Here is a 20,866-nt window from a genome sequence, read left to right as displayed (position 1 = left end):
AACAGTAAATATACATTTTAATTTTAATCCCCTGTACAGTGCAAGTTCATACCTTATTCGAAGGAACCTATTCTGTTGATGCAACGAAAAAATTTGTTCCTTTTGATTCAACAATTCATAGTTTTAAAGATAGACCTGCCTCTCTATTTATTAATGTTCAGCCTTTTTTGGTTGAGCTGAATAATGATCTGGTATTATTTGATACCGGTTTGGGCTTCAGCGATGAACAAGGCGAATTAATATTGCATAAGAATATCCGTAATGCTGGTTTCGACCCAACGGATATAACCAAGGTTTTAATGTCGCATTTACATTATGACCATTCTGGAGGCATGATTCACAAACTTGAGAACGGCAAAGTAGATTTAAGTTTTCCAGATGCCGAATATATTATTAATCGTGGCGAATGGGAAACCGCGTTTAGCAGTACTTCCACTTCATACCATACCGATATTTTTGAGCACCTACAACGCAATGCCCAGTTGAAATTTGTTGAAGGTGATGGAAGTTTAAATGAAACCATTGCTTTCGAATTTACTGGCGCACATTGTCCAAATCATCAGGTTTTTTTGCTAACAGAAAATAATCAGAAAGTCTTTTTCGGTGGAGATGTTTTACCTGAGCCCGAGGAATTGGTGAAGAATTTTATTGCCAAATATGATTTTGATGGTCGCAAGGCGATGGAATTGCGCAAAGAATTTGGGAAAAGAGCTGCCGAAGAAAATTGGGAATGTTTATTTTATCATGGCAAAAGTGCTGCAACAGGTTTTGTAGATGCTGTTGAAGGCGGATTTAGGATTAGATAAAGAAGGTTAGCTTGATGGTGTAAAAGACTAAAGTTTAAAACCCATTTTATCTCTACAACGTTGACTGGAGTCTACGGCAATAAAACTAACCCGTCGCAAAAATATTTCGCCAGTGCCATAGCTACATCCTTTGCCGTCTGCTTCAGCTGACGGAGGGTAAATTAACCTAGAAACCCTGCAATTACAGCCATTTTTTCTTATTGATCAGAAGTATATAAACCCGATAGTAGTGACAGCCTCCGATTTTTTCTATCGGAGCTATAACGAATAGCGGGAGCAAACTTTAATTATTGAACTGCCATTGCTTTCCAAAAATTTTATAATCATAACTTCATCGCAAGCGTATTAACATTGCTTCTCAGCTCGCAACAATGGGAAACAAAAAAAGGTTTGCCCAATGAGCAAACCTTTATTATTAGCCCTCCATTTCAGAGGAGGATTGGGTTTATTTTTTAGCTACTAATTTCACTGCAAGTTCGAATTCATCATAGATTGCTTTGTCGCCAATGCTTTCGAAGAATGATTTTGAACCATATTTAATGTCATATTTAGTTCTGTCTACTACAATTTTAGCTGCAGTTGCAGTAATTGTTCCATCAGCATTTACTGCCACAGTTGCAGGAAAAGTTAATGGTTTGGTAATACCTTTAATCGTTAAGTTACCTGTAACCGTTACGTTTGCACCTGAACCGGCAACTTTAGTAATTACAAAGTTTGAAGTTGGGAATTTCTCTGCACCAAAGAAATCATCTGCTTTTAAGTGACCTTCTAATTTTGCGCTTCCATCAGCATCTTTAATTGAAGTCATATCGATGATGAAACCACCACCTGTTACATTTTTACCGTTAACGTTTAATGTACCTGATTTTAAAGTGATTGTTCCGTTGTGTGATCCTGTTACTTTTTTACCAACCCAAGTAATTGTAGATTTTGAAGCATCTACAGTATAAGTTACTGGTTTAGTAGGGTTTTTAAAAGCTGACAATGCGACAACTGCCACTAATAAAAAAATTGAGCTAATTTTTAATTTCATTTTCTGGTTTTTAAATTTATGATACAAAGATATAATTAAGGTTGACCCTTTGTTATTGACCTATGTTAAGTTTTTCAAAAATAATCGGATTTATTTAATTTCGTTCTATTGACATGGAAAAACAACAGAGGTTTAATTGCTATTAAATGAATTAGTAAAGCGAAATCCGTAGCAAGGATTAAAGTAAGTCGGGCTTTTTGTTAAATTCCCGAAGAAAAATCGGAAGATACCACTTCAATCCCGTTTAATTAATTAAGATTGTATTGCTATTAGAGGTTGCTTAAACACAAACCAAAGGAATTTATTTTCAAAAAAACTACAGATATGAAACACAACGCAAAATCAATTCGGCCATTTATTGGGGCTAAAGACTTTGAACAATCAAGAAATTTCTATCGAGACCTAGGTTTCGAAGAAGTAACGTTAGGTGATAGTATGTCCGTTTTTAAAACAGGCGACCTAGCCTTTTATTTGCAGAAAGCGTATGTAAAAGACTGGATTGATAACACCATGATTTTTATGGAAGTTGATGATGTGAGTCGCTTTTACAACGAACTTTTGGAATTAGATTTACCAGCTAAATACGAAAACGTAAAGTTAACAGCCATAAGAGATGAATCTTGGGGAAGAGAGTGTTTTCTTCATGATCCATCTGGAATATTGTGGCATTTTGGGTCATTTTATTAAGCAAATTGGGAAAAGATTTAGATAGAAAGTCGTCCTTTCGACTGAAACGCAGTGAAACGGAGAAATCTTTAAATATGGTCTTCTAACTACAAAGACTTCTCGGCCTCGCTCGAAATGACGGCACAAAAATCTATACGCTTTTATGAAAATGAATTCACAAAGTCGTCCTTTCGACTGGAACGCAGTGAAACGGAGAAATCTTTAAATACGAGTTTCTAATAACAAACATTTCTCCGCTTCGCTCGAAATGACGGCCAAAAAAAAAACTGCAAGATTTTATGAAATGACTTCATAAAACTTGCAGATAATTTATCTAATTAGATTGCTTCGTCGTGCCCCTTCGCAAAGACGGACAAAAAGAATCTTTAAGGAACTATTTCTTCTAAATAACTTTCAACTGGAGGACACGCACAGATCAATGATCTATCTCCATGGCTATCGTTAACACGACCAACTGATGGCCAGAACTTGCGCTCTAACACATAAGGAAGCGGGAACGCAGCAGTTTGACGGCTGTAAGCATGATCCCATTCGTTCGCAGTGATTACGGAAACCGTATGCGGTGCATTTTTTAATGGATTATCAACTTTATCTAAAGTACCGTTTTCTACTTCGGTAATTTCATTTTTAATGGCGATTAACGCATCACAGAAACGGTCTAACTCGTGTTTAGGCTCAGATTCTGTAGGCTCAACCATTAAAGTTCCTGCAACTGGGAACGAAACCGTCGGTGCATGGAAACCGTAATCCATTAAACGTTTTGCGATATCCGTTACTTCGATTCCAAAGGCTTTAAATGAACGGCAATCTAAAATCATCTCATGTGCACAACGACCTTGAGCGCCTGAATAAAGCACCGGATAGTGTTGCTCCAAACGAGCTTTCATGTAGTTTGCGTTTAAAATTGCGTATTTAGTAGCGTTAGTTAATCCCTCAGCACCCATCATTGCGATGTAAGCATGAGAAATAATCAAGATAGACGCAGAACCCCAAGGTGCAGATGAAACTGCAGAAATTGATTTTCCCTTATCGATATCAACCACAGCATGACCAGGAAGATAAGGTACCAAATGTTTTGCCACACCGATTGGACCCATACCAGGACCGCCACCACCGTGAGGAATACAGAAAGTTTTGTGCAAGTTTAAATGGCAAACATCCGCACCAATATTAGCTGGGCTTGTTAAACCAACCTGTGCATTCATGTTCGCACCATCCATGTAAACTTGTCCGCCGTTGGCGTGAATCGTTTCACAAATTTCGATAATGCTTTCTTCAAATACACCGTGCGTAGATGGATATGTCACCATCAAACACGATAAATTGTCTTTATGTAATTCTGCTTTTGCTTTTAAATCTTCAACATCGATGTTACCGTTTTCTAAAGATTTTACGACAACGATTTTCATATCGGCCATTGCTGCAGAAGCAGGGTTTGTACCGTGTGCAGAAGCAGGAATCAAAGCTACGTTACGGTGGAAATCACCTCTATCGTGGTGATAAGCACGAATAACCATTAAACCAGCATACTCGCCTTGCGCACCAGCATTTGGCTGTAAACTCATTGCTGCAAAACCGGTAATTTCACTTAACCATTTATCCAACTCGTTAAAAACCGAGTAATATCCTAATACTTGATCGGCTGGAGCAAACGGGTGAATGCGACCGAAGTGAGACCAAGTAACTGGAATCATTTCTGCTGTTGCATTTAATTTCATGGTACAGCTACCCAGAGCAATCATCGAGTGGCAAAGCGATAAATCTTTTGCTTCTAAAGACTTAATATAACGCAACATTTCATGTTCTGAATGGTGCGAATTAAAAATTGGGTGTGTTAAATAAGCTGAGGTACGTTGTAATTCTGCAGGAATAACCGTTTCAACATTATCTACAACCTCAACTTCATCAGCAGCAATTGCTTTAACTTTTGCAAAGATTTTAGAGATTAAAGCAACATCTTCAAAAGTGCTGGTTTCATCAAAAGAGATGGTTGCTACACTTCCTGTATAATTTAAGTTGATTTCGTTATCGATACAACCAGATTGAATCCCACCTTTTAAATCGCCTAATTCGAAACGAATCGTATCGAAATAAACAGAACTTAATTGTTCGAAACCTAGGCCTTTTAAGGTGCTGGCTAAGCTTACAGCCAAACCGTGAGTTCGTTCTGCAATTGCTTTTAATCCTTTCGGACCATGGTAAGCTGCATAGAAACCAGCCATAATAGCCAATAATGCCTGTGCAGTACAAATGTTTGAAGTCGCTTTATCTCTACGGATATGTTGCTCGCGGGTTTGCAAAGCCATCCGTAAAGCGTAATCGCCATGACTATCGATGGTTACTCCAATAATACGACCTGGGATTGAACGTTTGTATTCATCTTTAGTGGCAAAAAATGCTGCGTGTGGTCCACCAAAACCCATCGGAATCCCGAAACGTTGAGTTGTACCCACTACGATATCTGCACCCCACTCGCCCGGAGGCGATAATAAGGTTAAGCTTAAAATATCAGCTGCAACGGTTAATTTAATATTTTGATTATGAAGTTCTGATGCGAAGTTTTTATAATCGAAAACTTCACCATTACCTGCAGGATATTGAACAATCGCTCCGAAGAAATCTTCAGTAGCTACGAAATCCAAATGGCTTCCAATTACCAGTTCAATACCATAAGGATTAGCACGGGTTTTTAAGATATCTGTGGTTTGAGCAAAAACCAATTCCGACACGAAATATTTTTTCGCTGCTTGGTTTTTTCGAGTGCTGTACTGCATAAACATCGCCTCAGCCGCAGCTGTACCCTCATCTAAAAGTGACGCATTAGCGATTTCCATTCCGGTTAAATCGATTACCATGGTTTGGAAATTTAACAAAGCCTGTAAACGGCCTTGAGCAATTTCTGCCTGATATGGCGTGTACTGCGTGTACCATCCCGGATTTTCGAATACGTTACGCAAAATTACGCCGGGCGTAATCGTGTCGTAATAACCTTGACCAATAAAGCTTTTGAAAACTTTATTCAACAAAGAAGTTTGTTTTAAAGCGTTAAGATATTCGGTTTCTGATTTCGCTGCAGGCAAATTCAAAGGCTGTTTTAACCTAATTGTTGCCGGTACAGTTTGTTCAATTAATTCGTCAATCGAATTTACGCCAACGGCTTGCAACATCGCCTCAGTATCTTCCTGATTTGGCGCAATATGTCGGTTTTGAAACTCTTCTTTGTAGTGGATATTTAAGCTCATGCGGTGTGAATAATAAGATGCCGCAAAGGTAAGAAAAACGAACCTGTATTTTACTATAAATCAATGTAAAAAAGGTGTCTTATTTATGTTTAAAAGCGACAAAAATGGTAGATTTTAAGTGTTAGTTTGAGGTCAAACGTTTGAGTGCCATCTCGAAGAATTTCATTTATTCGGAAAGCAATGCCTGAACAAAAATTAATGTTTGTTCCCGCCATTTGCTACAATCTTTTTGTTGGTTTCTATCATGTTTAAGGTTATTGCAAACAAAAAGTATTTTCGCGGCTGTAGGGTTTAGAAAATCATGAAACTGCAAAAAAAACAGTTTGCAAAGCGCCAATTTTGGCTAAAGCCTAATGTATTTATTTACTCCGTCAGTTGAAACTGACGGCAATGAATATAGATAGCCATCGCTTTCAAACGATTATTGTTCATAGTCGATTTCATTGCCGTTCGGCTTTAGCCAACGGCAATCCATGCTTTAAACCTACTTCTGCACTTTCCATCCTTCATCTTTACTCAACTTTAGTTTATAAGTTTTTGTAATGAAATTGCTGTTTTCGTTCGCATCCTGATCAAATGGAGCAAAATCGGTATTTACTTTCTTTAAGGATACGGTAACTTTTGCTGTGCTCGAATTAACTTGAGAAAAATCTACAGGCTTTTCATCTGATAATAAATACTCAACAACCCTAACCGTAGCTTTATCTTTATCTTGCTTTAAAACCAGCGGACTAGCTTTATCAGTTAAGGTAATTTGATAAACAAAACTGCTGTCTTTAGAGAGAAACTTCTTTTTTGCTTCCTTTAAATTTATCGAGACCAACCCTTTGTTTTCAAGCGTTCTATATTTTCCCAATTCAACCTTATCGCTTGTACTGCTAAATTTCATTTCACCAAAATTAAAGCGAGTGGTTTTATATTCGGGGTTTGCCTTCAAATAATCTGTAATTACTTCTCCAGCCTCACTTTGGTTAATGGTGGTTTTATTTTTACATCCGGCGAAGCCGATAACAATTAGAGATAGAATATAGATCGTAAGTTTTTTCATCGTGAGTTCTTTATGCTTTTTTAAAGATATTTATTTTTTTATTCTAACCGCAAAGGAAAAAAAGATTTTTAGCACAGAGAGAAAGAGATTTCACAGAGCACACAAAGAAAAGTTCAGCGTACTCTCGGCACCTTAACTTAATGTCCTCGGCGATTATTTTCTCAGCGTTCTCCTTGTTGTCTACAATCAAGCCTTTCGTTTCAAATATTTGAGATTGGGAATCACCATTGCCGATAAAATTACCGCTACGCCAACCCATCGTAAAAAAGAGACCTGCTCTTGCAATACAAAACCAGCCATCATTACGGCTACAGGTAATTCTGCAGCACTTAAAATAGAACTTAAAGCTGTTCCGATTCTTGGAACACCTTCTGCGTAAAATAAAGGTGGAATTACCGTACCGAAAACCGCAATGATTAATCCCCATTTTAAAAGTGAACCATTAAGCGCTCCATCAAACAAAAAAGTCGGCGGAAAAATGATAAATATTAGTAAGCATGCGCCAGTAATCATTAAAGCACTTTTCTTTAAAGGCGGGTATTCATTTCCTATTCTTCCACTTAACATTAAAAAACCGGCATAGCAAAGTGCTGCCAACAACCCGAAACCTATTCCCTTTAAACTGATGGATTGAATGCTTGCTTCTACCATTCCACTGGCCAAAACCGTTCCAGCCAACACTAAAAGAATGGCTAGAAATTGCAATCCTGTTGGTCGTTTTTTAAATATAAAGTATTCCATTAATATGCTCATCCAAATAAATTGCATTAACAAAATAATGGCTACAGAATTCGGAACCAACTTTACACACTGATAATAAAATACACTAACCAATCCTGTGCAGGTTCCTGCGAGAACCATTTTCCACCAAGGTGTTTTTATGATCGTTTCTTTTGATTTATAACTTGCTGTTCTCGTTTGAAAAAAAAATAAAACCCATAAAATTACGGCACCAAAAAAAGCCTGTGCTCCAGTTACATCACCTAAAGTGTAACCATCATGGTAAGCCAGTTTTACAAAAGTAGAAAGGATGCCGAAACTACAGGCACCAAAAAAAACAAGGAGAATTCCTTTTAACATTATATAATTTTAATTAACCACAGAGAAAAAGAGTTTTCACAAAGAACACAAAGGCTCTGTTTTCTCTTTGCCTCTCTTGGTGTACTTAGTGGTTAAATTAATTGAGCTGTTGTAAATATTTTTGAACGGTAGTCTCTAATCCCAAATAAAGCGCATCGCTGATTAGCGCATGCCCAATAGAAACCTCCAATAAACCCGGAATACTTTGCGCAAAATAATGCAGATTATGTAAATCTAAATCATGACCAGCATTAATTCCTAAACCCAATGTATTTGCATGATGAGCAGCCGCGATGTAACTCACAATTGCTTTCTCTCTATCGGCAAAATAATTATGCGCATAAGCCTCAGTGTACAATTCAATTCTATCCGTTCCGGTTTCTGCAGCGCCTTCCACCATATCGACCAAAGGATCTACGAAAATAGAAACTCTAATGCCCTCCTTTTGGAAAACTGCAACCATTTCCTTCAAATAATCTTTATGCTTAATCGTGTCCCAGCCATGATTTGATGTGATTTGACCTTCAGCATCGGGCACTAAAGTAACCTGAGCAGGTTTATTTGCTAAAACTAAATCGACAAATTTATCTTCCTTGCAATTGCCTTCAATGTTGAATTCTGTCGCGATAACTGCTTTCAAATCGTAAACATCTTGATAGCGAATGTGGCGTTCATCTGGGCGTGGATGTACGGTAATTCCTTGCGCTCCGAAACGTTCACAATCTAGTGCAACTTTAACTAAATCAGGATTATTACCTCCGCGACTGTTGCGAAGTGTAGCAATTTTATTGATGTTAACCGATAATTTTGTCATACCGCAAAGATAATGCTTTGGGTTTGTTAATCGGAAACCTTAAATAAATTTGACTTTTTTTTGCTCATATTTGTTGAGATATTAATGAATTTGAAAGATCAACTTTTATATAAAATCCTTATTGCTTTAATTGTTGCCATTAGTGCCATATCACTGTTTGGTGGTGTTATGGAACCCGATTCTGCATTGTATGCATCCATTGCTAAGAATATGGTATTGCGCAACGATTATATCAATCTTTACGTTCGTGGGGCTGATTGGTTGGATAAACCACATTTAACCTTTTGGCTTGCGGCAGCATCTTTCAAAGTTTTTGGAATCACAGCTTTTGCCTACAAACTTCCTTCTTTTCTTTTCGGATTATTGGGTGCTTGGTACATATATAAACTTGCAAAAGATATTTATAGTGAAAAAATTGGTTTAATTAGCGCCCTAATTTTTCTGAGTTCGTTACACATTCTGATTTCTACTTTTGATGTTCGAGCAGAAGTTTACATTACCACTTTTACATTCGCAGCCATTTATCACTACTACAAGGGACATCAAGGTTTGTTTTGGCACATCGTTGCCGGATCATTTTTCGCCGCATGTGCCATAATGATCAAAGGAATTTTTGTTTTGATTCCAGTTTTTGGTGGATTTATTATTTATTGGTTGCTAACCAAGCAATTTAAACAGCTTTTAAAACCCAAATGGTGGCTGGCAATTATTCTTATTTTAATATTCATTATTCCAGAATTATACACCTTATATATTCAGTTTGATCTTCATCCAGAGAAAGTAGTATTCGGGAAAACTGGAGTTTCTGGATTAAAGTTTTTCTTTTGGGATAGTCAGTTTGGTCGTTTCTTTAACAACGGACCGATAAAAGGTAAGGGAGATATTTCCTTCTTTTTGCATACAACACTGTGGGCATTTTTGCCTTGGTCCATTTTATTTTACACTGCAATATTCAATCTTTTCAAAAAGAAAAACAGAATAAACTTACCTGCAGAAAGTATTTTTATTTGGGTAAGTGCGGCAATAACATTTCTGTTGTTCTCGCTTTCAAAATTCCAATTGCCACATTATATATTGATCATTTTACCACAGTTTGCCATAATTACGGCATTGTATTTAGAAAAGCTGGAAGGGAAGAGTTTAAAGATATTCTCTACTGTTCAGCATATATTGGCAATTTTAATTATACTAATTTTATCTACACTCGCCGTATTTTTTGGATTCAACTATTATTTTATTGCTGTAGCAATTTTGATTGCTATCTTGGTTATTTCTTTCCTAATTTTTAAAGGAATAAAAATTGAAACACTCCTAGCCAGAACCACTTTTATTTCGATAGGGTTAATGATCTTTCTTTCTGGATTTTTCTATCCTTCAGTGCTTAAATACGAATCCGGAATGGAAGCTGGCAAATGGTTAAAGGAAAATTATCCAAAAGCAAAGGCTTCAGTTTTAATGTATCCTGATGCTTATTCATTTGATTTCTATGCTGAAGGAGAACCAAAATACTTCTGGAGTTACGAGGAATTAAACAAATCTAAAAGCGAGCAAGATCTTGTAATCTATACTCCCGAATCTGAGCTCGCTAGATTAAAAACCGAATACCATGCTGAAGTGTTAAAATCATTTGAGTATTACCACATTACAAAGCTAACTGGGAAATTTATTAACGCTAAAACACGCCCTCAGGTTTTAGAGCATTTTTATTTGGTTAAAATACATTAGCATGGATTTATTCTTCCGCATTATAAAATTTGGATTAACAGGTTTGCTTGGAATGGCGATTGATTTTGGTGCAACTTGGCTTTTTAAAGAAAAGATAAAAGTGAATAAGTATGTTGCAAATGCCATTGGTTTTACACTGGCTGTAACCAATAATTACTTAATTAATAGAGTTTGGACTTTCCAAAGTACTAATGCACATTGGGGAACAGAATTTAGCAAATTTTTAGTGGTGAGCTTAATTGGTTTGGGCTTAAATACTTTTATTATTTATCTTTTCCATCAACGTAAAAATGGAACGAATTTTTATGTAGCTAAATTCTTCGCGATTGTAATTGTGTTTATCTGGAATTTCTTGGCGAATATGCTGTTTACTTTTAAGTAACGTTTTTGCCGATAAAATAGAACACAACAAGCCAGATTATCCCTTTAATTAGGAAGAATAAAAACCCAACTAGCCCCACCCGCTTAAACCATAATTTTACTTTTTCTTTGTTCATTGCGCCGTTTGGTAAAGATAACGGATTCGAACTTAATTAGAAAGATTTTAAATAAGGAATTTGATTTTTGTGCCTAAAACTTATGCTGCAGAAATTACTTTTACCATCTTTATAGTTGATGGTTACAATTTTAGCTACAATTTCACCATTTGAGTAAAAATCAGTTTTGATATCCTGATTACTGACTAATCTTTTATGTTCTGGTTTAAAATTGAAATCTTGCATTAACTCTTCTTTTAATTTCACAACCTCATTGATCTGTTTGGATTGGCAAGTTAATTCGGTAATGTTATTTTCAATGGCCCTTAATGAAATCAAATGATCGCCTTCAAATTCGAGTGTAGTTAAACTTGTAGCAGATATTTTGTTTTCGATTTTCCTGCTTAATTTATATCCTTTTTGAATTAAAAAATTAGCACCATCCGATATTGATTTTGATTGATATGCCTTTAAAATTATGGATGAAATGGATGCGGATTTGCTTGAGCCTGTATCGCTACAACCAATAGATAGAAACAATAAAAAGAAAAAATAGAGAGATTTTTTCACAGAATAATTTAGCTTCCTAATTCAAATATAAGATTATTTTTGACTGTTGAAACTTTCGCATTATTTTTAACTACATGAGATACAAATTTTTACTTATGATAATCATCTTAACATCAAAGAGTTTCGCTCAAAAATTTGAGATGATCAAGCGGTATAAAGTGAATTATTCAATAGCTACTCAAAATCAGGAAAAATTAATTGCTTTAAGAAGTTTTGCAAATAACAATCAAAAATATTTGCTTTTGGTTAATCCAAATAGTTTAGAAACTAAAATAGATTTTGCCAATAAGTATGCTTTAAGCAGTTTAGAATATTCAAATGTATTGGCCATTTTTAAAAATACGGCTTACGTAAAATCATTAGAAGCAGCCTTGGAAAAGGATTTACAATTACAAAACGCGGGTATAGATCATGCCATTCCAAACGAAAAGGGAATTACCTTAACTATAGACCTTTGTCCTTCGCATAAAGGTTTAGATCGAATTATATTCCAATCGGTTTTTGATGAATTTAAAAAAATAGAACAACCTGCACCAATTGCTGTATCCGTTTCTGGAAAATGGATGCTCAAACATCAGGATGATTTGAACTGGTTAAAAAGTTTGGTTGATAAGAAAGAACTGAACATTACTTGGGTTAATCATTCCTATAACCACGAAGTAAACAGCTTGCCCTTAGCTGAGAATTTTTTGCTTGCCCCAGGAACAAATTTAGATATTGAAGTTTTGGAGAATGAAAAGCTAATGCTTAAAAATGGTTTAACGCCCTCTGTTTTTTTTCGTTTCCCGGGTTTAGTTTCTGATAAAAGTATTGTAGAGAAAATTGAAGCGTATGGACTTATTCCAATTGGGAGTGATGCTTGGTTGGCTAAAGGCCAGCAACCAAATGCGGGGAGCATTGTGCTGATTCATGGGAATGGCAATGAAGAAATTGGGGTTAAAGATTTTATTCAGCTATTGAAAGCCAAGCAAGCTGATGTTATAACCAAACAGTGGTTACTTTTTGATTTAAGGCAAGGTTTGGAAAAGGAATTTGAGTAGATATTTTCTTTTTAACCGCAAAGAACTCAGAGAAAAAGACGCAAAGAAAAAATTAAGTTAGTCGCCAAATTTAAACCATGTATGGCGTATAAGTTAGATGTTAATACAACAGGGTTATATGATTAGCTTTGCGTTTCTTTGCGAAAAACTCTGCGCACTTTGCGGTTAAATTACTTTTTATTTGACAACAGCTTTATTTCTTTTGCTTTAAAACGATTGTTTACAATTTCGCCCGTTACTTCTGCTTTGCTAACCGCATTGCAAAAACCATGTTCTCCATGTGCATCACCAAAATCATCGATATTTTTTCCATCTACGAAATACGATTTACCATCAATTTTAACGGCAAGCTCACAATCTTTACCTTTCATTTTGAACTGACATTCGCCACAGGCTACATCAACAACTTGCTTTGTAATCACTTTTGAGGTTACTGCTTTTTTGGGCGCTACTTGTGCGTTTGCACTTATAGCAAATATGCTTAATACTAGGGCAAATATTAGATTTTTCATTGTTTTCGTTTTTCAAATGTAGGTTTTCTGTGGCAAAAGAATTACTCTATTTTGTAAAATAAACCTGATAGAAATGGAAATCCTTTTTATGTTTTTTACATAAAAAGATTGGAATGGATAGCAGGGCTAGAATTTGCGAAGAATTAGTAAACGCCCATTTTCAAAAAAAAGCACAAATTTAATTCCCTAAATGAACACCCCGCCTTGCAGGCACCCCTCTAAAAGGGGGAATAAAAAAGGGACATGCAATTTGCACATCCCTTTTTAGTATTATCCAGCTTCCTCTCATCGGGAGAGGGTTGCGGCTTAGTATCTGTAAGTATCAGCCTTGAAAGGACCTTCTACCGGAACACCGATATAATCCGCTTGGTGTTGATCCAAAACATCTAATTCTACACCGATTTTCTCTAAGTGTAAACGGGCAACTTTTTCATCTAAATACTTAGGCAAAACATAAACTTTGTTTTCGTAAGCAGCAGTGTTTGTCCAAAGTTCCAATTGAGCCAAAGTTTGGTTGGTGAATGATGCACTCATTACGAAACTTGGGTGACCAGTTGCGCAACCTAAGTTAACCAAACGGCCTTCGGCTAAGACGATTACATCTTTGCCATCAATTGTATATTTATCAACCTGAGGTTTGATTTCGATTTTGGTATCGCCATAGTTTCCGTTTAGCCAAGCCATGTCGATTTCGTTATCGAAGTGACCGATGTTACAAACAATCGCTTTATCTTTTAATGCTCTGAAATGCTCTTCACGAACGATATTACAGTTTCCTGTTGTTGTTACAACGATATCAGCTTCTTTAATTGCGGTAGCTAATTTTTTAACTTCGTAACCTTCCATGGCAGCCTGTAAAGCACAGATTGGATCGATTTCGGTTACGATTACACGTACACCTTGCGAGCTTAAAGATTCTGCAGAACCTTTACCAACATCGCCATAACCACAAACAACAGCAACTTTACCTGCCATCATTACATCGGTAGCGCGACGAATTGCATCTACCAATGATTCGCGACATCCGTATTTGTTGTCAAATTTAGATTTGGTTACAGAATCGTTAACGTTGATTGCTGGAACGTGTAATGTTCCGTTTTTCATTCTTTCGTACAAACGGTGAACACCAGTTGTAGTCTCTTCTGATAAACCTTTAATTGCTGCAATTAGCTCAGGATATTTATCAAAAACCATGTTGGTTAAATCGCCACCATCATCTAAAATCATGTTTAATGGCTGTTGATCTGGGCCAAAGTGCAAAGTTTGCTCAATACACCAGTCAAATTCTTCTTCGTTTAAGCCTTTCCAAGCGTAAACTTGAATACCTGCAGCGGCGATAGCAGCAGCAGCATGGTCTTGCGTAGAAAAAATATTGCAAGATGACCAGGTAACTTCAGCACCTAAAGCTGTTAATGTTTCGATTAATACAGCCGTTTGGATGGTCATGTGCAGACAGCCTGCAATACGAGCACCTTTTAACGGTTGCGATGGACCGAATTCTTTACGTAAACTCATTAAACCTGGCATTTCTGCTTCGGCTAATCCGATTTCTTTACGGCCCCATTCTGCCAGTGAAATGTCCTTAACTTTGTAAGGAATGTAAGTTGTCTCTACTGATGACATAAAATTTAAATTAAATTAATTGATTATCAATTGTTTAACTGATTTTTAAATCTGAATGCGCAAACAATTTGCAAACGTTTTCAATTATCAGCTCACAAAAGTAAGCAATTTTAACGTGAATAAATATCACACTATAGCACACAGAGTTTTACAGTTTTATTTCTACATTACGATTACTTTCTAATCCGATAATCAATAACTATGTTAAGACATTTAAGAAAAGCTAAGTTCTCCCCAGTCAGATTGACAATAATATGCTACATTCTTTTGTTAGCGATTTCAAGTATTCCTATTATTTTGGTCTCAAAAAGCATAATCAACATTTATACATATTATATTATTGTATCATTCATTTTGGTAATTTCCATAAATTATTTAATAGCCACGATAAGAATTAGCGACTTACAGATACCTACCAAATTAAAATTGATGTACTTTTTTGGTTCATTTTATAGTTTACCTAGACAAACTTATAAAGCCAAGTTAGCAGAGTTTTTAGGTTATTTCGGAAAATCAGACGACGAGAGAAATTCAATAAAATCATTTTTATTTTACTCTACATTTCATTTTTTCTTACTCATTTTTCTATTATTAGCAAGTATCGCTACCATGGTTCTCCTTATATGCATAACCATCCCTAATCGATCTATATTTTTACTACCATTATCATTTTTGTTGGTATTTATACTCTCATATGGGAGCTATGTCATGTATTCCTCAACCTTTTCGAGAAGTATGTTTTCAAATCTTAATTTCACATTCGTTCATATTAGGAAAACGGGATTAATTCTAGAAAGCCTATCTAAAAAAGAAATTCAGAAGCCACTACCTGAACAACATTTGAACTATTTGTTTCTCTTCAATGATGAATATATATGTCATGCAACTGCTTTCGATGAAATTTTAGTCGAATTAAAATATGCAAATAACATTCAATGGTTTGGCAAAAAATCTTATGCCAGATTATATTATAATGTATTGGTTAAATATGGGATAATGAAAAAATTGGGAATTGAAGATGTAGCAAAATGTTTTGCAACTAGGTTTAGTGGCATACTTTACACTACATTCAAAGGGGTTGAAGATAATGCCTATGAGGAAGAAAGAATCGAAATGGAAATACAACATAAATTCAGAATGTTTCCAGGCTTGTCATTCCATAAAATTATTGAGTTTCATAACAAAAATCAGTCTTTGTAAAATTCTATAAAAAACTATTTCCACTATTATTCCTACAAGTAGGCAAAATAGGAATGTTCCATCTCACAAAATCAAACATTTGTGCCATAAATAAAATCGGCATATTATGGAAAACATCATTCTTACTAGCGAGCCTCAACTTAAACAGTTAATTGTCGAGGCGTTGATTACTGTTTTAGAGAATACTAAGTTATCTGACAGCTCAACAAAAACTAAATATCTATCAACAGAAGAAGCATCAAAAATCATCAAAAAATCTGCTGGTGCTTTAAGGCAAATCGTCCATAAGGGAGAGATTCCTTCTATCAAAAGGGGAAATACGTTGCTATTCTTGGAAGAAGATCTAATTCATTGGATAGAAAAAGGGAGAAGAACTATTTCAACTGACGACCCATCAAAATACCTTAAATAATCTCGTATTAAAAATAAAGCGAAAACAAGCACATGTTTTCACCTTTAAATTCATTGAGTACCTGCTCAACACAGCTAAGGTACCGTTTTAATTTATTTCATCAAATCAATTTAAATGGAAACCAATAATAATCCATCTTCTGATATTCTTAGATTATTTGAAGTCAGAACCGCAAACCAAGTTTTAAAAGACGCATTTTTAACACCAGATCCAATAGAACTTTATCCACCGTTGATAATTCAGGGAGAACTTATTATTCTTTTTGCTGACACTGGCATTGGCAAGACTGCGCTAATTGTACAAATAGGAATTCATATTGCGAAATCAAATTATGTGGTGCTATATGTTGATTTGGAACTTTCCGATAAACAATTTGAAAAACGATATCGTGATGATAATGGGGTACACTTTGAGTTTCCTGAAAACTTCTACAGAGCTGGGTATTCTACATTACGAAAAATGCCCGAAAAAGATTACGACCGCTTTTTTATAGACTCTCTCAAGGAAAGTATTTCAGGAACAAACGCAACGGTAATCATTATAGATAATATGACAAAGGTTGTTGCAGGAGATACGGACTCGGCAAAAAATGCAATTCCGATAATGAACAGCTTAACAGAATTGAAATTGGACCAAAAACTAACTTTTATCATTTTAGAGCATAATAAAAAAGTAGATGACTGGCGACCAATTAGCCTAAATGACTTACAGGGTTCAAAAATGAAATCGAACTTTGCGGACTCAGTTTTTACCATTGGCAGAAGCGCTAAAGAAAAAAGCATTCGCTATATCAAACAGCTGAAAGTAAGAAGTGCTGAATTAGAGTACGATGGGGAAAATGTTTTAATCTGTGAACTCTCAAAAGATAAAGGGTTTTTAGGCTTCAAAGAAATTGGTAAAGGCAATGAGTACGATTTGATAAGAACAATCAATGAAGATGATAAAATTGCCAAAATCGAAAGGATGATGGAGTTAAAAGCAAAAGGGTTATCAAATGTTCTGATTGCTAAAGAACTTGGGGTATCTGAGGGGGCAATTAGGAAGTGGAGCAAATCGTAATCGTACAATTCGTACGCCTCGTACAAGTCGTACAATCCCCACAAAGTACGAGGCGTACGAATTGTACGAGGATAATATCAATTTGTGAATTCTTGGAAAGGTTTTTAGGTCGTTTGCACGAAGCAAGCCATGTTTTGGTAAGACCAAAACGCTTGTCCTGCCAACCACTAAATATTCCAACTCACCATGTTCATGTAATTATGGCTAGACCGCAAAAAGAAAAAGAGGAAAAACGGAGTACTAAATTTACTTTTAGAATGAATGAAAAAGAAGTAGAGCAACTGGCATCCTTATGTGCTTATTCAAATCTTTCTGGTGCAGAAGTACTGCGAGAAATTGTTTTTAAGAATAGATTACTTCAACCCAAGATTCCAGTTTTGGATTTACAAAGCTATGGAGAGTTAAAGCGCATTGGTAATAACATTAACCAAATTGCAAAGCAACTAAACTCTAAGACATCGAATCATATTGATTATAAAGTCATGAATGAATTGTCTTTAAAACTCGATACCATTATTAAAATAATTTTGAGATGATCGCAAAGCAAGCAATTGGAAAATCATTTAATGGTGCGCTAAACTATAATCTAAAAAAAGTTTATAGTACAGATATCAAAAACAGAGCAGAACTTTTATCAACCAACTTCCTTAGCCTTAACCAAACAGAAATAAAAAAGGAATTGGCAATAATGAAAGCCCTGAACCCAAACCTGAAACGGAATACTTACCATACCAGTCTTAATTTTTCTGCTGAAGAAAAAATATCAAATGCTAAAATGGAAGCCATCGCCAAAGAATATATGGTAAGAATGGGTTTCGACAATAACCCATATTTTATTTTCCGTCATCATGATGCAGAACATCCACACTGCCATATTTTAACACTCAGGAACAGGTTTGATGGAACAGTAGTTTCCGATAGTAATAATTACGCAAGAAGTGAGGCAATTGTTAGAGAACTTGAAGATAAGTATGAATTAATAAAGGTAGATGCTAGTAAATTCTCATTGAATAAATCGCCAGATAAAGACGAACTCGAAATGATAAATCGAACTGGAAAGATTTCTGAAAAAATGTTGATGCAAGAAAAAGTAGCTATTGCTATAGAAACTAGTAAAAACATTAAACAGTTTATCGATCACTTGAAACGCTCTGGCATCAGTTTAATATTTAATCAAGCAACAACAGGAAAAGTGTCTGGCATTACATTTATCAGCCAAAATTTTAAAGCTCGAGGGCAAGCCCTGGGCAATCAGTTCAAATGGGGAAACATTATAAATAAATTAGACTATGAGCAAATTAGAGACCGCACGGAAATTAGCCAAGCAAACGATAGAACAAGAGAAAGATACAACATCGGAAACGGAAGCGAAAATACCAACACTGCAAGAAGTCTTCCAACTTTTGGAAGTATTTATAAAGAAAATGAATTCGATAGAGAGCGATCAATACAAATTAATGGTATTTATAAAGGAGAATTTAGCGAAGAAGAACGACTACCAAAGAAATCATCAGGAATTGATTTTAAGTTTCGAGAATTTGCAAAAGGGACAGAAAAAATTGGAGGCGATAATGAAGATATGTTTTTATATGATACTGGTCATGCTAACGATATTAAGCGCATCAGTAATTTTGGTTTTGATTTAAGTATTGCTGATGATGAAGATGACAGCAAAAAAAGAAAAAAGATGAAGAGATAGCCGTATATATCTATATATCCAGATATACGTATATACACCTATACATATTACAATGGTAACTCTGGAAAGAAATCCTTTATTGAACAGCCAAAAAGTTTAGCCAATTGATTTAAATGTTGGATGTTGTATTTAGCTCTGTAACGTGGCGATTCTATAGCACCAATAAAACTTAGCGACTTATCGAGTTCGTTTGCGAGCTTTGCTTGAGAAATATCTGCATTAAGCCTATATTCTTTAACCTTATTGATCACATACAAATCAATTTCTGATTTAGAATTACGCTTTTCCATTGATTTGCAATTTGTGTAATGATTTTTTGAGTATCACACACACAGGTATGAGTAATTTTTATTATCTTAGTTTAAGATTATTCATTATGAAAACAGTGCTTAAATTTTTTATCGCTTCTTTTGTCAGCTTTTTTATGATGATTGGTGCACTTGGTAGTTCTGGTTACAAATCGGTTTTTTTGATAGGACTTGCATTAGTAGTTTGGATAATTTTCATAAAATCAGTTACTGCGATTTCAAATAGTCAGCGAGCAAGCAGAAAAGATTTTGAAGAATTTATGAAGTATAAAAAAAGAGGTTACTAATTTCTTATTTTTGATTATGGCTGAAATGCAGAATATTTTAAATGATGGTAACATAATCTATATCCGAATTAGTGATTTGCCTGAAAATGAAAGCATGGTTTTCAAAAGATGGCTTTATAATGAGGGACAAACCCAACCTTTAATTGATGGTGAATTAGATGGCGATTGTGCATATCCTTGGGATTATGATCTTTGGAAATCAAATCCAAATGCCTCTCATTTAAGATAACTATTTTTCTTTTTGCCGTAATTGGTATAAAAGAATTAAAATTTAGCAATGTGTTACAGTACAAATTAATATACTGAAACACAAAGTTTTTACGCTGTAATTTTACCTACAAAACTAGATACCGTTAAACGATGCACCCCTAATATTCTGCCTATTGCACTATAAGAGACTTTTCTATCTAACAATTCTTTAATTTTCCTTTCGTGACCTGTCAGCTTTGTTTTAGCAGACTTACTCCCTTTTGGACGACCCAAAATTACTCCCTCCGCTTTTTTTCTAGCCAAAGCTTCCTTGGTTCGTTGTGAAATTAGATTTCTTTCTATTTCTGCTGAAAGACCAAATGCAAATGCTAAAACTTTTGAATTGATATCACTTCCTAAGCGGTAATTGTCTTTGATAGTCCAAACTTGTATATCTCTGTTCATACATTCGTTAAGCACGCCCATAATCATCAGTAAATTTCTGCCTAAGCGAGATAATTCTGAACAAATTAGAATATCCTCTTTTTTCATTTTTTTCAGGAGCTTGCCTAACTTCCTATCATCAACATTTTTGGAACCAGAAATGGTTTCTTCTATCCATTTATCTACTACGAATGTGTGTTTGCCACAAAATTGATTGATTTCATAGCGTTGATTTTCTACTGTTTGCTTGTCTGTGCTTACTCTAATGTATCCGTAAATCATGTTTAAGTTTTTTTTAATTAAAATCAAAAGTAGATTGTTTAAATTAAACCAAAACGGAATACACTAAACCTATGCATTTTTTTATACATGTAAATCAGCGTTTATGTTAGACACAATAGTAGTTTGAATGCATTCTCCAAATCTGACAATTGGACAATATTATCTATTATTGAAAAGCAGATTAAAGAGAAAATTGAAAGATTTGGAACGCCATTAAGGCAATGGAATATTCGCATTAATTATGGTATCAAGACTGGGTTCAATGATGCATTTATTATAAATAATGAAAAGCGTGATGAGCTCATAAAAGAAGACCCTAATAGTGTTCAA

At 35.2% G+C, this 20,866-nt stretch carries 23 protein-coding genes; 13 read left to right on the top strand and 10 right to left on the bottom strand.

Going from position 1 to position 20,866, the window contains the following annotated elements; all coding sequences use genetic code 11:
- The first annotated feature begins 38 nt into the window (after positions 1-38).
- Entirely contained in the window at positions 39-806 is a 768-nt protein-coding gene (locus H7U22_RS19105) for an MBL fold metallo-hydrolase (RefSeq protein WP_187072944.1), read from the top strand.
- Positions 807-1,251: 445 nt separating this feature from the next.
- Here the strand turns inward: H7U22_RS19105 and H7U22_RS19100 are convergent, their stop codons facing one another.
- A complete protein-coding gene (locus H7U22_RS19100) occupies positions 1,252-1,839 on the bottom strand; it encodes a YceI family protein (protein WP_187072943.1) in 588 nt (195 codons plus the stop codon).
- A gap of 324 nt (positions 1,840-2,163) precedes the next feature.
- Here H7U22_RS19100 and H7U22_RS19095 point away from each other — a divergent pair, with 324 nt between their 5' ends.
- Positions 2,164-2,526: a VOC family protein gene (locus H7U22_RS19095; RefSeq protein WP_187072942.1), complete on the top strand. Its 363-nt coding sequence runs from the start codon at positions 2,164-2,166 to the stop codon at positions 2,524-2,526.
- A 365-nt stretch (positions 2,527-2,891) separates the two neighbouring features.
- On the opposite strand, the gene gcvP is transcribed toward H7U22_RS19095, so the two are convergent.
- The 4 genes from gcvP to H7U22_RS19075 all read right to left on the bottom strand — a co-directional run bounded on the left by gcvP (position 2,892) and on the right by H7U22_RS19075 (position 8,710).
- A complete protein-coding gene (gene gcvP, locus H7U22_RS19090; protein ID WP_187072941.1) occupies positions 2,892-5,768 on the bottom strand; it encodes an aminomethyl-transferring glycine dehydrogenase in 2,877 nt (958 codons plus the stop codon).
- Positions 5,769-6,252: 484 nt separating this feature from the next.
- Positions 6,253-6,816: a hypothetical protein gene (locus H7U22_RS19085; RefSeq protein ID WP_187072940.1), complete on the bottom strand. Its 564-nt coding sequence runs from the start codon at positions 6,814-6,816 to the stop codon at positions 6,253-6,255.
- Between the two features lie 186 nt (positions 6,817-7,002).
- Positions 7,003-7,896, bottom strand: coding sequence for an EamA family transporter (locus H7U22_RS19080; protein WP_187072939.1), 894 nt, complete (start codon positions 7,894-7,896; stop codon positions 7,003-7,005).
- Positions 7,897-7,993: 97 nt separating this feature from the next.
- Positions 7,994-8,710, bottom strand: a complete 717-nt coding sequence (locus H7U22_RS19075; RefSeq protein ID WP_187072938.1) for a pyridoxine 5'-phosphate synthase — start codon at positions 8,708-8,710, stop codon at positions 7,994-7,996.
- A gap of 84 nt (positions 8,711-8,794) precedes the next feature.
- Between H7U22_RS19075 and H7U22_RS19070 the strand changes: the two genes are divergently transcribed.
- Entirely contained in the window at positions 8,795-10,435 is a 1,641-nt protein-coding gene (locus tag H7U22_RS19070) for an ArnT family glycosyltransferase (RefSeq protein ID WP_187072937.1), read from the top strand.
- 1 nt (position 10,436) lies between these two features.
- Positions 10,437-10,817, top strand: a complete 381-nt coding sequence (locus H7U22_RS19065) for a GtrA family protein (protein ID WP_187072936.1) — start codon at positions 10,437-10,439, stop codon at positions 10,815-10,817.
- Positions 10,818-10,968: 151 nt separating this feature from the next.
- On the opposite strand, the gene H7U22_RS19060 is transcribed toward H7U22_RS19065, so the two are convergent.
- A complete protein-coding gene (locus H7U22_RS19060) occupies positions 10,969-11,481 on the bottom strand; it encodes a hypothetical protein (protein WP_187072935.1) in 513 nt (170 codons plus the stop codon).
- A 95-nt stretch (positions 11,482-11,576) separates the two neighbouring features.
- On the opposite strand from H7U22_RS19060, the gene H7U22_RS19055 reads away from it, so the two are divergent.
- On the top strand, positions 11,577-12,521 hold the full coding sequence (locus tag H7U22_RS19055) for a polysaccharide deacetylase family protein (RefSeq protein ID WP_248284808.1): 945 nt from the start codon (positions 11,577-11,579) through the stop codon (positions 12,519-12,521).
- 170 nt (positions 12,522-12,691) lie between these two features.
- On the opposite strand, the gene H7U22_RS19050 is transcribed toward H7U22_RS19055, so the two are convergent.
- Entirely contained in the window at positions 12,692-13,033 is a 342-nt protein-coding gene (locus H7U22_RS19050) for a DUF6370 family protein (RefSeq protein WP_187072933.1), read from the bottom strand.
- Between the two features lie 306 nt (positions 13,034-13,339).
- Positions 13,340-14,656 (bottom strand): adenosylhomocysteinase, encoded by a 1,317-nt coding sequence (gene ahcY, locus H7U22_RS19045; RefSeq protein WP_187072932.1) that lies wholly within the window; start codon positions 14,654-14,656, stop codon positions 13,340-13,342.
- A 735-nt stretch (positions 14,657-15,391) separates the two neighbouring features.
- On the opposite strand from ahcY, the gene H7U22_RS19040 reads away from it, so the two are divergent.
- The 5 genes from H7U22_RS19040 to H7U22_RS19020 all read left to right on the top strand — a co-directional run bounded on the left by H7U22_RS19040 (position 15,392) and on the right by H7U22_RS19020 (position 19,026).
- On the top strand, positions 15,392-15,856 hold the full coding sequence (locus H7U22_RS19040) for a hypothetical protein (RefSeq protein WP_187072931.1): 465 nt from the start codon (positions 15,392-15,394) through the stop codon (positions 15,854-15,856).
- Positions 15,857-15,962: 106 nt separating this feature from the next.
- On the top strand, positions 15,963-16,268 hold the full coding sequence (locus H7U22_RS19035; RefSeq protein WP_187072930.1) for a helix-turn-helix domain-containing protein: 306 nt from the start codon (positions 15,963-15,965) through the stop codon (positions 16,266-16,268).
- 114 nt (positions 16,269-16,382) lie between these two features.
- Positions 16,383-17,327 (top strand): AAA family ATPase, encoded by a 945-nt coding sequence (locus H7U22_RS19030; protein ID WP_187072929.1) that lies wholly within the window; start codon positions 16,383-16,385, stop codon positions 17,325-17,327.
- A gap of 92 nt (positions 17,328-17,419) precedes the next feature.
- Positions 17,420-17,863, top strand: a complete 444-nt coding sequence (gene mobC, locus H7U22_RS23200) for a plasmid mobilization relaxosome protein MobC (protein WP_248284807.1) — start codon at positions 17,420-17,422, stop codon at positions 17,861-17,863.
- Positions 17,860-19,026 (top strand): relaxase/mobilization nuclease domain-containing protein, encoded by a 1,167-nt coding sequence (locus H7U22_RS19020; protein ID WP_187072928.1) that lies wholly within the window; start codon positions 17,860-17,862, stop codon positions 19,024-19,026. The genes mobC and H7U22_RS19020 overlap by 4 nt, the downstream gene beginning before the upstream one ends.
- 47 nt (positions 19,027-19,073) lie before the next feature.
- Here the strand turns inward: H7U22_RS19020 and H7U22_RS19015 are convergent, their stop codons facing one another.
- Positions 19,074-19,316 (bottom strand): helix-turn-helix transcriptional regulator, encoded by a 243-nt coding sequence (locus H7U22_RS19015; protein WP_187072927.1) that lies wholly within the window; start codon positions 19,314-19,316, stop codon positions 19,074-19,076.
- Between the two features lie 86 nt (positions 19,317-19,402).
- Between H7U22_RS19015 and H7U22_RS19010 the strand changes: the two genes are divergently transcribed.
- Positions 19,403-19,621 carry a hypothetical protein gene (locus H7U22_RS19010; RefSeq protein WP_187072926.1) on the top strand — a complete coding sequence of 73 codons (219 nt, stop codon included), beginning with the start codon at positions 19,403-19,405 and terminating at the stop codon, positions 19,619-19,621.
- Between the two features lie 16 nt (positions 19,622-19,637).
- Positions 19,638-19,850, top strand: coding sequence for a hypothetical protein (locus tag H7U22_RS19005; RefSeq protein WP_187072925.1), 213 nt, complete (start codon positions 19,638-19,640; stop codon positions 19,848-19,850).
- Positions 19,851-19,939: 89 nt separating this feature from the next.
- On the opposite strand, the gene H7U22_RS19000 is transcribed toward H7U22_RS19005, so the two are convergent.
- Positions 19,940-20,536, bottom strand: coding sequence for a master DNA invertase Mpi family serine-type recombinase (locus H7U22_RS19000; RefSeq protein WP_187072924.1), 597 nt, complete (start codon positions 20,534-20,536; stop codon positions 19,940-19,942).
- A 123-nt stretch (positions 20,537-20,659) separates the two neighbouring features.
- On the opposite strand from H7U22_RS19000, the gene H7U22_RS22895 reads away from it, so the two are divergent.
- Positions 20,660-20,866 (top strand): hypothetical protein (locus H7U22_RS22895; protein WP_222621907.1); only part of this gene is annotated, 207 nt, incomplete at its 3' end.

Origin of the sequence: Pedobacter fastidiosus (assembly GCF_014306625.1) — a bacterium.
Classification (GTDB): Bacteria; Bacteroidota; Bacteroidia; order Sphingobacteriales; family Sphingobacteriaceae; genus Pedobacter; species Pedobacter fastidiosus.
Note: the sequence above shows the minus strand (reverse complement) of the source record. Positions and strands in the feature narration are given on the sequence as shown.

Coding starts and splice junctions, on each gene's coding strand:
- H7U22_RS19100 (WP_187072943.1), bottom strand. CDS start 1,839: ATGAAATTAAAAATTAGCTCAATTTTTTTATTAGTGGCAGTTGTCGCA.
- H7U22_RS19095 (WP_187072942.1), top strand. CDS start 2,164: ATGAAACACAACGCAAAATCAATTCGGCCATTTATTGGGGCTAAAGAC.
- gcvP (WP_187072941.1), bottom strand. CDS start 5,768: ATGAGCTTAAATATCCACTACAAAGAAGAGTTTCAAAACCGACATATT.
- H7U22_RS19085 (WP_187072940.1), bottom strand. CDS start 6,816: ATGAAAAAACTTACGATCTATATTCTATCTCTAATTGTTATCGGCTTC.
- H7U22_RS19080 (WP_187072939.1), bottom strand. CDS start 7,896: ATGTTAAAAGGAATTCTCCTTGTTTTTTTTGGTGCCTGTAGTTTCGGC.
- H7U22_RS19075 (WP_187072938.1), bottom strand. CDS start 8,710: ATGACAAAATTATCGGTTAACATCAATAAAATTGCTACACTTCGCAAC.
- H7U22_RS19070 (WP_187072937.1), top strand. CDS start 8,795: ATGAATTTGAAAGATCAACTTTTATATAAAATCCTTATTGCTTTAATT.
- H7U22_RS19065 (WP_187072936.1), top strand. CDS start 10,437: ATGGATTTATTCTTCCGCATTATAAAATTTGGATTAACAGGTTTGCTT.
- H7U22_RS19055 (WP_248284808.1), top strand. CDS start 11,577: ATGATAATCATCTTAACATCAAAGAGTTTCGCTCAAAAATTTGAGATG.
- H7U22_RS19050 (WP_187072933.1), bottom strand. CDS start 13,033: ATGAAAAATCTAATATTTGCCCTAGTATTAAGCATATTTGCTATAAGT.
- ahcY (WP_187072932.1), bottom strand. CDS start 14,656: ATGTCATCAGTAGAGACAACTTACATTCCTTACAAAGTTAAGGACATT.
- H7U22_RS19040 (WP_187072931.1), top strand. CDS start 15,392: ATGTTTTCAAATCTTAATTTCACATTCGTTCATATTAGGAAAACGGGA.
- H7U22_RS19035 (WP_187072930.1), top strand. CDS start 15,963: ATGGAAAACATCATTCTTACTAGCGAGCCTCAACTTAAACAGTTAATT.
- H7U22_RS19030 (WP_187072929.1), top strand. CDS start 16,383: ATGGAAACCAATAATAATCCATCTTCTGATATTCTTAGATTATTTGAA.
- H7U22_RS19020 (WP_187072928.1), top strand. CDS start 17,860: ATGATCGCAAAGCAAGCAATTGGAAAATCATTTAATGGTGCGCTAAAC.
- H7U22_RS19015 (WP_187072927.1), bottom strand. CDS start 19,316: ATGGAAAAGCGTAATTCTAAATCAGAAATTGATTTGTATGTGATCAAT.
- H7U22_RS19010 (WP_187072926.1), top strand. CDS start 19,403: ATGAAAACAGTGCTTAAATTTTTTATCGCTTCTTTTGTCAGCTTTTTT.
- H7U22_RS19005 (WP_187072925.1), top strand. CDS start 19,638: ATGGCTGAAATGCAGAATATTTTAAATGATGGTAACATAATCTATATC.
- H7U22_RS19000 (WP_187072924.1), bottom strand. CDS start 20,536: ATGATTTACGGATACATTAGAGTAAGCACAGACAAGCAAACAGTAGAA.